Source organism: Streptomyces sp. NPDC002643 (assembly GCF_053592555.1).
This window is the reverse complement of the sequence record NZ_JBSFVY010000033.1, coordinates 81,836-93,104: the sequence shown is the minus strand read 5'-3', so window position 1 is coordinate 93,104 and position 11,269 is coordinate 81,836. Positions and strand designations below refer to the sequence as shown.

The following is an 11,269-nucleotide window of genomic DNA, read 5'->3' as shown; positions in this document are numbered from 1 at the left end:
ACCGCCCCGCCCTACTCGACGGCTGCCTCGCAGAAACTGGACTCGCCCTCGGACCCGGATAACTCACTCCGACACCACGAGTTCAAGCTCAGTAGAAGGGGGCCGGGTGCAGTGTCTATGCATGAAAGCGACTATGCGTGTTCTCGCATAAACCGGGGCGGCCGGAGGTTGGGCGGAAACCTGTTGTCCCCGTCTGGGAGGCCTGACCGGAACCCCAGCCGGGCGCCTCCCTGGCGATCCCGACCCCAGGGCGACAGGGCGCGGCGCGCACAGATAGGCCGCTGGCGCGGCTTCAAGGGCCGTGGGGTACGCAGGTCAGCGAAGGGTCGGCGGGTCAGCACCAAGTCGGCACAGGTACCAGAAACAAGCTGTGAAACAGGAAGGGGCCAGACGCTAAGGTCTGGCCCCTGGACTGGGCTTTGCTCGCCTATCCGAGGTGGCGGGCTATGTGCCCGTCAGCTCCTCAGACGTTCACGCCGAAGTCCTGGGCGATGCCGACCAGGCCCGAGGCGTAGCCCTGGCCTACCGCGCGGAACTTCCACTCGGCGCCGTTGCGGTAGAGCTCGCCGAAGACCATGGCCGTTTCGGTGGCGGCGTCCTCGGAGAGGTCGTAGCGGGCGATCTCGGCGCCGCCGGCCTGGTTGATGATGCGGATGTAGGCGTTGCGGACCTGGCCGAAGTTCTGCGAGCGGTTCTCCGCGTCGTAGATGGAGACCGGGAAGACGATCTTGTCGACGTCGGCCGGGAGCCCCGCCAGGTTGACGTTGATCGCCTCGTCGTCGCCCGCGCCCTCACCCGTGCGGTTGTCACCGGTGTGGACGATCGTGCTGTCCGGGGTCTGCTTGTTGTTGAAGAAGACGAAGTGACCGTCCGAGTAGACCTTGCCCGTCGGGTTGACCGCGATCGCCGAGGCGTCGAGGTCGAAGTCCGTGCCGGTGGTGGTGCGGACGTCCCAGCCGAGGCCCACGGTGACGGCGGTCAGGCCCGGAGCCTCCTTGGTGAGCGAGACGTTGCCACCCTTGGACAGGCTTACAGCCATGGTTGGGAGTCCTTCCCTCGTTGCGGTAGACGCTTCGCGCGACACGAAGCTACAGCTACACCTATGAACGCCGTCAGGGGTGGTGAAGGTTCCAGGTGTCGCCGGGAGTCTTTACTTTCTTTACCCATCATGCGCCGGGAGGGATTCCGGGATGAGCAGATGGGATGTACAGAGGTGTGAATATTGGGGTGACTCGGGGTCGGTAGGGGCGGGAACATGGTGTCCATGTCCGGTCCTTACGTCATTCGTGGTTCTGTCTCCCTTCCCGAGGCCGAGCTCAACTGGCGTTTCTCCCGGTCCTCCGGGCCCGGCGGGCAGCACGTCAACACCAGTGACTCCCAGGTCGAGCTGCGGTTCGATCTGGCCGGGACCGAGGCTCTTCCCGAGGTGTGGAAGCGGCGGGCGATCGAGCGGCTTGGCTCGCGGCTCGTCGACGGGGTCCTCGTCGTCCGGGCCTCCGAGCACCGGTCGCAGTGGCGTAATCGGGAGACCGCCGCCGTGCGCCTCGCCGCGCTGCTCGCCGAGGCCACCGCACCGCCGCCCAAGCCCCGCCGGCCCACCCGTGTCCCCAGGGGGATCAATGAGCGGCGGTTGCGGCAGAAGAAGCAGCGGTCCGAGACCAAGAGGGGGCGGCAGGGGCGCGACTGGGGCTGAGGTGGGGGTGGGGTGTGCGGTTGCTTTCGTTCGCGGTCGCACAGGAGGGGGTGAGGTTGGGGGATTCGCCCCCGCCGCCCCTACCCGTCCCGTCCCGTCCCGTCCCCAGGGGCTGTGCCCCTTTGACCCCCTGCGCCTCAAGGGGTGGGGGCGTTTGTCGGGGGCGGGTGCGGGTTCGTGGGGGCTGGTCGCGCCCACGCGGCGGAGCCGCAAATCGACACAGCCCCGCGCCCCTTTCAAGAGGGCCTGCGGCCCCTTGAAAGCGGGGGCGCCGCCCTTACCCCAACTGGCGGTATCTGCCCCGGAAATACGTCAGTGGGCCCGCCTCCGGGCCCGGAAGGGTTGCCTTCAGTACGCGGGCGATGACCAGCGTGTGGTCGCCCGCCGTCACCCGTTGTTCGGTGTGGCACTCCAGGGTGGCCAGGGCGCCGGTGATCAGGAGGGCGTTGGTGGACTCGCCTCTTGTGTGGGGGATGTCGGCGAACAGGAGGCGGTCGCTGACCCGGCCCTTCATGGCGAAGCGGGCGGCGATCGTGCGCTGGTTCTCGGTGAGGAGCGAGACGGCCCACAGCGGTTGCTCGGCGAGGAGGTCGTCCATACGGGAGCCCTCGCGGAGGCTGACCATGACGAGGGGCGGGTCCAGGGAGACCGACATGAAGGACGTCGCCGTCATGCCGACGTCCTCGCCGCGCGGGCCCTCCGGGTCCAGCGGGGGTTCGTACGCGGTCACCAGCACGACCCCGGCCGCCAGCCGGGACAGCGCCGCCCGGAACTCGTCTTCACTCACCCCCACAGCATGCCCGCCGGGCACCGGCACAGGGGTGGGCGGGGTGGGTGGGATCGGCGGGGCCGTCGGAACGAGGGTCACCGTGGGTGAGGCCGGCGAGGGTGAGGCCGGCGAGGCCGGCGAGGGTGACGCGGGCGAATTCGCGAGTGGCATCGCCGACGCACTCGCGAACGTTCCCGTCGTTCCCGTCGAGTCCGTCGTTCCCGCCGAGTCCATCGAGTCCGTCGAGTGCATTGGGCGCATCGAGTCCCGCGCGTCCGGTGGTGTGGTCGCGAGGCCCGTCGCGAGAGGAGTCTTCGGCACGTTCGAACGCTAGCCCTCGCCCGTTCGCCCCCACATCGGACCAGCGCCCGAACCCCACCCGACCCGGAGACCTAGGGCCTGTCGCTGGGACCGATCCACTCCTGGGCCGCGCCCAGACCCCGTCACAGTCCCTCCACAGAATCCTGAATCCTGTTCAGCCTGCGGCCTCGGGAAACGTTGAAACGGTGCTCAATTGCTCACGTTTTGTTGTGACTTGAGTCACAGGGGGCAGATTTTGTTGACCCTGTGTACCGAGTGGGCTCCGCGCTGTGATTCAGTGGCGGGGACGCTGCAAGCTGTAAGCGGGAACTGTAAGCGGTAGTAAGCCTGCGAGTTACGTAGGTTACAGCGATTGCGCCAGCTGCCACGAGATCTCGGGGGGAGGGCGAATGGAAACCGAGTCGGAGCCTTACGTCCGTCTGACGACGCTGCGGCAGTTGCACCAGGTGATGGCGGACATGAACACCGCACGCAGCCTGGCCGACACGCTGCAGACCGTCGCCGACGGCGTGGTCAACGGCCTTGGCTACGAACTGGCCTGTGTGAACCTCGTCCGCCCCGACGGCGACCTGGTCGTCGCCGCCCTCTCCGGGAACTCCGCCGCCGAGGCCCTGATCACGGGCAGAGTCGGTTCGCGTGCGTCATGGGAGCGCCGGCTCACCATGGGCGAGGCCTGGGGTGATCTGCGGTTCATACCGCACACCGAGGGCTGGGTGCTGGACGAGGACGACGTTCCCCAGTGGTACACCGACGGGCCCGCGCCCCGGTTCGAGGACGAGTGGCATCCGTCGGACCGGCTCTTCGCGCCGATGTACACGCCGGGGGCCAGTGGCGGGTCGTGCGGCGAACTGCTCGGTGTGATCTCCGTCGACCGGCCGCGCAACGGGCGGCGCCCGGGCGCGTGGGGGCGTGAGGCGCTCCAGATGTACGCCTTCCAGGCCGCCATCGCGATCAGCAACGCCCGGCTTCGGGCCAATATGCAGCGCGCCCTGGTCCGGCTCGAAAGGGAACAGCAGGCGCTGCGGGCCAGCGAGGAATCCTTCCGGCAGGCGTTCGAGTACGCGCCGAGCGGTATGGCCATCGCCGAGATGGGCGGGGACCAGCAGGGGCGGATTCTCCGGACCAACGACGCGCTCTGCCGGCTGCTCGGACGGCCCGCCTCCGCCATGCGGCGCTACGCGTTCTCCGACCTCGTCCACCCCGAGGACATAGGCACCCTGCTGCGCACCTCCGCCGAGGGCGGCCGGGCCGAGCTGCGGCTCGGGCGGCGCGACGGGACGTACGTCTGGGTCAGTCTGCGCAACTCCGTCGTCGCCGACGCCGCAGACGGGCCCCGCTTTCTGCTCACCCACGTCGAGGACATCGAGGAGCGCAAGCGCCGCGAGCTCCAGCTCGCCCACCGCGCCTCCCACGACGCCCTCACCGGACTGCCCAACTCCGCCGAACTGCGCTCCCGGCTCGCCGCCCGGCTCTGCCAGCGACCGCAGAGCCTGCCCGCCGGAGCCCCGGCCGACTCCATGGACGCGACGTTCACGCCGTACGGCGAGCAGTTCGACCAGCAGTTCGACCAGCAGTTCGGCGCGAGTGAGCCGGGGGGCGAGTTCGCAGCCGGGTTCGCGGGTGAGGCCGGTGGTGAGTTCGCACGTGGCGCCGAGCACGCGGGCGCCGGGCAGGCCCACCCGCATCCACCGCACCCGCAGTCCCACCCGCCGCAGCCGCACCCCTCCTTCGACGCCTACGAGGCCGGTACCGGGGGGCACACCTTCGACTTCCGCGCGGTGGCCGGGCCATACGACGCCTTCGATCATCATGTGCATGTCGTAGCGCCCGAGAGCGAGCGCGACGACGGGACCAAGGGGCTCGCGGTGCTCTTCTGCGACCTCGACGGTTTCAAGTCGATCAATGACCGGTTCGGGCACAACGCGGGTGACGCCGTCCTCATCGAGGTGGCCCGGCGGCTCAGCCGGGGCGTGCGCGACGGCGACACCGTGGCGCGGCTCGGCGGTGACGAGTTCGTCGTCCTCGCCGACGGCCTCGGCCGCGCCGACGCCCAGGACCTCGCCGTACGCCTCCGCAACGAGATCATCCAGCCGATCCGCGTCGACGGACGCACCATGCGCGTCGGCGGCAGTTTCGGCATCGGATGGGCACAGTGCGGCATGACGGCGGACGAAGTCTTGAAATCAGCTGACGAACGGATGTACGTCGAGAAACGATCTCGTCCCAGAGCGCATCGACGTGCCGGATAGCCCCTGATCAGTCCCTGATCAGCCGCAGTTCGGCGAGACGATGAGAGCGCAGTCACCCGTTTGGGGCAGCGTGACCGGGTAGGCTCGCACTTCTACACCCCCCGTTTCGCATCTGTACCGCACCGCTGAGGAGACCAAGGGATGACGCCCGGCAACAACGGCGCGAGCACGCCCGAGGACGACGACCCGTTCGGCTATCTCTACGCCGACGGTCAGGCCCGTGGCGCCCAGCCGCCGACGGGAAGCTACGGCTACCCGAACGCCGTCAACCGGGTGCGGCCGGTCGGTGAGCGCCAGTACGGGCAGCAGACCCAGCAGGCGCCGCAGGCACCGACCGCGCAGTACGGGCAGGTCCCGCAGCAGCAGGCGTACGGGCAGCCCCAGCAGGCGTACGGGCAGCCTCAGGGGGCGTACGGGCCGCCGGGTGCGCCCCAGCAGGCGCCGGGCGGCCCCGGCGGCGGGCCGACGAGCCGTCAGCAGGCGTACGGCGGCTCGGGCGGCGGGCGTGGCCGTGGGCCCAACACCAAGGGGCTCCTCATCGGCGCGATCGCCGTCGTGGCGGCCGTGATCATAGGCATCGGCGTCGCCATGCTCGGCGGCGACGAGGACCCGGACAACAGCGCGAGCGGCGGCACCTCCACCACCCCGTCCGCCCAGGACAGCACCGAGCCCAGCAGCTCGCCGAGCAAGTCCGCCGAGGCGGAGGAAAACGGCGAACTCCCCAAGGCCGACGCCAAGACCCTCGTCCTCGGCGGCAACGCCATCACCGCGTCGGACGTCCCGGGCGCCAAGTCGGAGGGTGGCTTCTATGTCACCAACTTCAACTCGGTGGGATCGTCGGTGACTTGGAAGATCGAGGACTTCGCCAAGGCGGGTACCTACAAGCTGTACGTCGTCTACGGCGTCCCGGGCAAGGATGCCGACGCCACCCTCACGGTCAACGGCACCGTCCAGACCCGCCCGCTCAACCTGGAGAACTTCGCCAACGCCCCCGAGGGCGACTACGAGAAGGGCTGGACGTACACCTGGGCGTCCGTCCAGCTCAACAAGGGCACCAACGAGGTCAAGGTCTCCTGCGAGCAGGGCAATTCCTGCGACGTCAACATCGACCAGCTGTATCTGGAGAAGGCCTGAGTCCGGTCGGGTCCTGAGCCCGGTCGGGTCCTGAGCCCGATCGCGTACTGAGGACGCGCCGAGGAGGGGGCCGCTCAGGCCGCCGTCGTTGCCTCGCCCGTGACCGACACCTGCCTCAGCAGCTCCTCGTACACCCCGCGGTCGAACTCGCCCGCCACCGGGGCCAGTACGGTCGCCGCCGACAGGGCCGTGGCCCGGGCCAGCCGGGTCGGCCAGGGCAGGTTCTCGACGCGGGCCGACAGCAGGCCGGCCACCGCCGCGTCACCCGCGCCGGTGGGGTTGCCCCGGAGGGGGTGCGGCGGGGTGGCACGCCACTGGCCCTCCGGGGTGTGGGCCAGCAGGCCCTTGGGGCCCAGGGAGGCGATCACCGCGTGGGCGCCCCGGCGGCGTACGTCGCGGGCGGCGCGGGACGGCTCGTGGGAACCGGTCAGCTCGGCCAGTTCGTCGGCGTTCGGCTTCACCATGTCGGGGCGAGCCGCCACCCCCCGCCGCAACGGCTCCCCGCTCGTGTCCAGCAGTACGGGTACGCCCCGCGTGCGCGCCGTGCGGATCAGGCCCGCGTACGCCCCCACCGGTACACCCGGCGGCAGGCTGCCGCACAGGGCCACCGCCGAGGCGGAGCGCAGCAGATCCTCGTACGCTTCCTGGAAGGCCGCCCACTCGGCGGGTGTGATCGGCGGGCCCGGTTCGTTGAGTTGAGTCGTGTCACCCGTGGCGTCTACCACGGCGATGGTCCGGCGCGTCGAGCCCTCGACCGGGAGCAGCGCGTCCACGACCCCCGAGGTGCGGGTGAGATGTTCCCGCACCGCCCGGCCCGTCGTGCCGCCTATGAAGCCCGTGGCCGTGACCTCGTGGCCGAGCGCCGCCAGTACGCGGGCCACGTTCAGGCCCTTGCCGCCCGGGCGTTCGGTCACCTCGGTCACCCGGTGGGTGGTGTGGGCCCTGAGGGCTCGTACGCGATGGGTGATGTCGAGAGCGGTGTTCAGCGTGACCGTGAGGATCACCTGGTCGTACCCCCTCGAAGCTTGACGATTTGATGCTCGATCATGCCAAAAGTGCGGCGGTCGGCCCAGTCCTCCGGGCCAACCGCCGTAATGGGTACTTACCTGCCAATGAGGGGGAGAATCAGGCCAGTTGGGGTGGGGTCACCACCCATTCGCCCTTTCTCATCACGCCCTTGAGGTCGAAGTTCTCGTCCAGGACGACCAGATCGGCGTCCTTGCCGGGCTCCAGGGAGCCGATGCGGTCGTCCAGGCCGAGGAGGCGGGCCGGGTTGGTGGACAGTGCTGTGACCGCGTTCTCGACGGAGAGCCCGTCGATCGTCACCGCCCGCTTGAACGCGCGGTCCAGGGTGAGGGTCGAGCCGGCGATCGAACCGCCTTCCACCAGACGGGCCACGCCGTCGGCGACCTCGACCTCCAGCGGGCCGAGCAGATAGCGGCCGTCTCCCACCCCGGCCGCGTCCATGGCGTCCGTGATGAACGCCACCCGCTCCGCGCCCGCGTGATGGAACGCCAGCTGGAGGGCGGCCGGGTGGAGATGGGTGCCGTCGTTGATCAACTCGACCGTGACGCGGTCGTCTTCGAGCAGCGCCGCGATCGGGCCCGGCTCCCGGTGGCCCAGTGGTGGCATCGCGTTGAAGAGGTGGGTGGCGACCGTGGCGCCCGCGTCGATGGCCTGAGTTGTTTGTTCGTAGGTCGCGTCCGTGTGGCCGATCGCCGCGATCACGCCGTGGTCCACGAGGAGGCGTACGGAGTCCAGGCCGCCGGGGAGTTCGGTGGCGAGGGTGAGCATCCTGGCGTGGCCGCGCGCCGCGTCCAGCAGCTTGCGCACCTCCGCCGGGTCCGGGTCGCGCAGCAACGACTCCGCGTGGGCGCCCTTGCGGCACGGGGAGATGAACGGGCCCTCGAAGTGGATGCCGGCGATGTCACCCTGCTCCGCGAACTCGCTCAGCAGGGCGGCCTGGTGGGAGAGGCGGGTGATGTCTTCTGTGACCGTGGAGGCGACGAGGGTGGTGGTGCCGTGTTCGCGGTGCGTGCGGATGGCTTTTTCGATGTCGGCTGCGGGGCCGGAGAAGGAGGCTCCGCCTCCGCCGTGGTTGTGGAGGTCCACGAAGCCGGGGAGCAGCCAGTGGCTGCCGCCAAGGTCGAGGGTGGGGATGTTGGTGGGGGTGTCGGCTGGGGGGTGCTCGGTGATTTGGGTGCCGTTGATGTGGAGGGTGCCGTTGGCGACTGTGCCGGTGGGGAGGACGACGTTGGCGCCTACGAGGGAGTAAGGGCCGTTGAGGGGCGGGTGCGGGTTGTTTGTGGTTGCTCGCGCCCGCGCGGCGGTAGCCGCAGATTCAGCACAGCCCCGCGCCCCTTTGGGTACGTTGCCCTGCTCGGCAGTTGTACGTGCGGCCCCCTTGAGGGGATCGCCGCCCTTGCCGGAGGTCGAGAGGTCCTGGTTTGTTGGCATCAGGGGGTTGCCTCCGGCGCTGTGGGGGGTGTGGCGGGTGGGGGCAGGAGGTCCCAGGCCAGGAGGGCCGCGCCTCTTGTGCCTGCTGTGTCGCCCAGGGCCGCCGGGACGATCGACGGGAGTTTCTGGAAGGTGAGCCGGCGTTCGACCGCTGCCCGTAGGGGGGTGAAGAGCGTGTCGCCCGCCTCCGCCAGGCCGCCGCCGATGATCAGGGTGCGGGGGTCCAGGAGGGTGAGCGCGGTGACCAGGCCGTCGGCCAGCGCGTCGATCGCCCGGCGCCAGACCGCCTCCGCCAGCGGGTCGCCGGAGTCCACCGCCTTGGCGCAGTCCGCCGCGTCCGCCTCCGGGTCGCCCGAGACCTCCGCCCAGGCCGCGCTGACCGCCGCCGCCGACGCGAAACGCTCCAGACAGCCGCGCTGGCCGCAGGGGCACGGGTCGCCCCCGGGGCGTACGACGACATGGCCGATCTCGCCCGCGAAACCGTGCGCCCCCGCCTCCACCCGGCCGTCGAACCCGATCGCCCCGGCGATCCCGGTGCCCAGCGCCACGAAGAGGAAGCGGTCCGCGCCCCGGCCCGCGCCCACGCGCCCCTCGGCCAGCCCTCCGGTGCGTACGTCGTGGCCGAGGGCGACCGGGGTGCCGCCCAGGCGCTCGGCGAGGAGCGCGCGCAGCGGGACGTCGCGCCAGCCGAGGTTCGCCGCGTAGACGGCGAGGCCGTGCTCGGCGTCGACGATGCCGGGGACGGCCACGCCGGCCGCCGCCGCGGGCTCGCCGAAGCGGTCCTCGCCGTGGGCGCGCAGCTCGGCGGCGAAGTCGAGGATGGAGCCGACCACCGCGTCCGGGCCGCGCTCCCGCTCGGTGGCGCGGCGCGCTTGGTGGAGCAGTTCGCCGTCGGCCCCGACCAGTGCGGCCTTCATTCCGGTGCCGCCCACATCGAGGGCGATGACATGTCTCACGGGGACAGTGTGGCCCGTATACCCGTGAGAGGTCTAGTCCACTTATGGGGGTGGGCCTTGGTGTGGGGCTTGTGGGTCTTGGTCTGGGTCTTGGTGTGGGCCCTATGGAGATGTTCGAGAGGGTTCGCGGTTGCCGCGTACGGAGGGTGAGGCCGTGGCCCAAGGTGGGGAGTGCGGGGCCGATGCGACAGGTTGGGGCAGTACGAGTGGGACAGCAGGGGTGGCAGTGCGCGAAGGTCGGGCCTGGGGTGCGTAAGGGCTGGGGGGCCGGGCTGTTAGCCCTGGGGTTGACCGGGGTCCTCGCCGGGTGTGGGGCGGGGGCCGAGGCCACCGGGCCCGGTGTCACGCTGCGGCTGGTCGCCGCGGACTACGGGGACTCCGGGAAGAACGGCACCCAGAAGTACTGGAGCGCGCTCGTCAAGGCGTACGAGAAGGACCATCCCGGTGTCGAGATCGATGTCACCGTGCTGTCCTGGAACGACGTCGACCGCGAGGTGAAGGAGATGGTCGACGCCGGTGAGGCGCCCGATCTCGCGCAGATCGGGACGTACGCCGACTACGCCTCGGCGGGCAGGCTGTACCCGATCGACGATCTGCTCTCCATTCCTGTCCAGGCCAATTTCCTCGGCCAGTTGGCGGACGCGGGCAAGGTGCGGCGGGTGGCGTACGGGATGCCGTTCGCGGCGTCCACGCGGTTGTTCTACTACAACAAGCGACTCTTCACCGAGGCCGACATCGATGGTGCGCCGAGTACGTGGAGTGAGCTGGCCGCCGATGCCAAGGCCCTCGACAAGGCCGGTGTGACGACCCCGTACGCCCTGCCGCTCGGGCCTGAGGAGGCCCAGGCCGAGACCATGCAGTGGATGCTCAGCGGTGGCGCCGGATACGTCGACGACGTCGGCAACTACCAGCTCGACTCCGACGACAACGTGCGCACCCTCACCTGGCTCAAGGACGAACTCGTCGGCAAGGGCCTCACCGGGCCCACCGCCCCCGCGAAGCTGAACCGCGCCGACGCCTTCGACGCGTTCGCGCGCGGTGAGGTCGGCATGGTCAGCGGGCATCCCGGGCTGATGCGGATGGCCGCCGAGCAGGGGGTCGAGTACGGCACCGCCGCGATGCCGGGCCGCGACGGGCGGTCCGCTGCCACCCTGGGCGTCACCGACTGGATGATGGCCTTCAAGCAGAACGGGCACCGCGAGGAGATCGGTGACTTCCTCGACTACGTCTACAGCGACAAGAACGTCCTCGCCTTCTCCCATCGGTACGACCTGCTGCCGGTGACCGTCTCCGCGTCCCAGACGATGGCCGGCGAGCCCGACGACGCCGCCCTCGCGCCGTTTCTCGACCAGTTGCCCACCGCCCGGCTCTACCCTGCCGGGAAGACGTCGTGGGCCGAGGTGAGCGTGGCGCTCAAGCGGCGCATCGGGCGGGCTGTTGGGCCGGAGGGCTCGCCGGGGGAGGTGTTGGAGCGGTTGCAGGACGTGGCGACTGTGGCGGATCAGGAGGAGTGAGGGTGGGTTGAGGCGGGGGGCGTCTGCGGGTGGGGCGCCTGGGGTGTGGGGCGCCTGGGGTGTGGGGGTGGGTCGGGGCCGGGCCGGTGTGTCAGCCCGTCGCAGGCGGACAGAAATGTCGGGGGGTGTGTTGTGGTGAAATTGATGGTCGCGCGGTAAGGGGAGGGCAAATTAAA

The 11,269-nt window shown here is 70.2% G+C and carries 10 protein-coding genes; 5 read left to right on the top strand and 5 right to left on the bottom strand.

All coding sequences use genetic code 11. From position 1 onward, the window contains the following. Window positions 1–463 precede the first annotated feature (463 nt). Window positions 464–1,039 (bottom strand): TerD family protein, encoded by a 576-nt coding sequence (locus tag ACWD4G_RS36550; RefSeq protein WP_062723737.1) that lies wholly within the window; start codon window positions 1,037–1,039, stop codon window positions 464–466. Between the two features lie 216 nt (window positions 1,040–1,255). Between ACWD4G_RS36550 and arfB the strand changes: the two genes are divergently transcribed. Further along, window positions 1,256–1,693, top strand: a complete 438-nt coding sequence (gene arfB / locus ACWD4G_RS36545; protein WP_451301345.1) for an alternative ribosome rescue aminoacyl-tRNA hydrolase ArfB — start codon at window positions 1,256–1,258, stop codon at window positions 1,691–1,693. 277 nt (window positions 1,694–1,970) lie between these two features. Here the strand turns inward: arfB and ACWD4G_RS36540 are convergent, their stop codons facing one another. Continuing rightward, a complete protein-coding gene (locus tag ACWD4G_RS36540) occupies window positions 1,971–2,480 on the bottom strand; it encodes a flavin reductase family protein (protein WP_451301343.1) in 510 nt (169 codons plus the stop codon). A gap of 82 nt (window positions 2,481–2,562) precedes the next feature. Here ACWD4G_RS36540 and ACWD4G_RS36535 point away from each other — a divergent pair, with 82 nt between their 5' ends. The 3 genes from ACWD4G_RS36535 (at window position 2,563) to ACWD4G_RS36525 (ending at window position 6,166) form a co-directional block, all read left to right on the top strand. After that, window positions 2,563–2,796, top strand: a complete 234-nt coding sequence (locus ACWD4G_RS36535) for a hypothetical protein (RefSeq protein WP_451301341.1) — start codon at window positions 2,563–2,565, stop codon at window positions 2,794–2,796. Between the two features lie 376 nt (window positions 2,797–3,172). Further along, window positions 3,173–5,032 (top strand): diguanylate cyclase CdgB, encoded by a 1,860-nt coding sequence (cdgB, locus tag ACWD4G_RS36530; protein WP_451301339.1) that lies wholly within the window; start codon window positions 3,173–3,175, stop codon window positions 5,030–5,032. Window positions 5,033–5,173: 141 nt separating this feature from the next. Then, complete coding sequence (locus ACWD4G_RS36525) at window positions 5,174–6,166, top strand: carbohydrate-binding protein (protein WP_451301337.1); 993 nt, start codon at window positions 5,174–5,176, stop codon at window positions 6,164–6,166. A gap of 74 nt (window positions 6,167–6,240) precedes the next feature. On the opposite strand, the gene ACWD4G_RS36520 is transcribed toward ACWD4G_RS36525, so the two are convergent. The 3 genes from ACWD4G_RS36520 to ACWD4G_RS36510 all read right to left on the bottom strand — a co-directional run bounded on the left by ACWD4G_RS36520 (window position 6,241) and on the right by ACWD4G_RS36510 (window position 9,579). After that, entirely contained in the window at window positions 6,241–7,170 is a 930-nt protein-coding gene (locus ACWD4G_RS36520; protein WP_451301335.1) for a 1-phosphofructokinase, read from the bottom strand. A 121-nt stretch (window positions 7,171–7,291) separates the two neighbouring features. Then, entirely contained in the window at window positions 7,292–8,626 is a 1,335-nt protein-coding gene (gene nagA / locus ACWD4G_RS36515) for an N-acetylglucosamine-6-phosphate deacetylase (protein WP_451301355.1), read from the bottom strand. Continuing rightward, window positions 8,623–9,579: an ROK family protein gene (locus ACWD4G_RS36510; RefSeq protein ID WP_451301333.1), complete on the bottom strand. Its 957-nt coding sequence runs from the start codon at window positions 9,577–9,579 to the stop codon at window positions 8,623–8,625. The genes nagA and ACWD4G_RS36510 overlap by 4 nt, the downstream gene beginning before the upstream one ends. Before the next feature lie 287 nt (window positions 9,580–9,866). On the opposite strand from ACWD4G_RS36510, the gene ACWD4G_RS36505 reads away from it, so the two are divergent. Further along, window positions 9,867–11,093 (top strand): extracellular solute-binding protein, encoded by a 1,227-nt coding sequence (locus ACWD4G_RS36505; protein ID WP_451301331.1) that lies wholly within the window; start codon window positions 9,867–9,869, stop codon window positions 11,091–11,093. Window positions 11,094–11,269 lie beyond the last annotated feature (176 nt).

Coding starts and splice junctions, on each gene's coding strand:
- ACWD4G_RS36550 (WP_062723737.1), bottom strand. CDS start 1,039: ATGGCTGTAAGCCTGTCCAAGGGTGGCAACGTCTCGCTCACCAAGGAG.
- arfB (WP_451301345.1), top strand. CDS start 1,256: ATGGTGTCCATGTCCGGTCCTTACGTCATTCGTGGTTCTGTCTCCCTT.
- cdgB (WP_451301339.1), top strand. CDS start 3,173: ATGGAAACCGAGTCGGAGCCTTACGTCCGTCTGACGACGCTGCGGCAG.
- ACWD4G_RS36525 (WP_451301337.1), top strand. CDS start 5,174: ATGACGCCCGGCAACAACGGCGCGAGCACGCCCGAGGACGACGACCCG.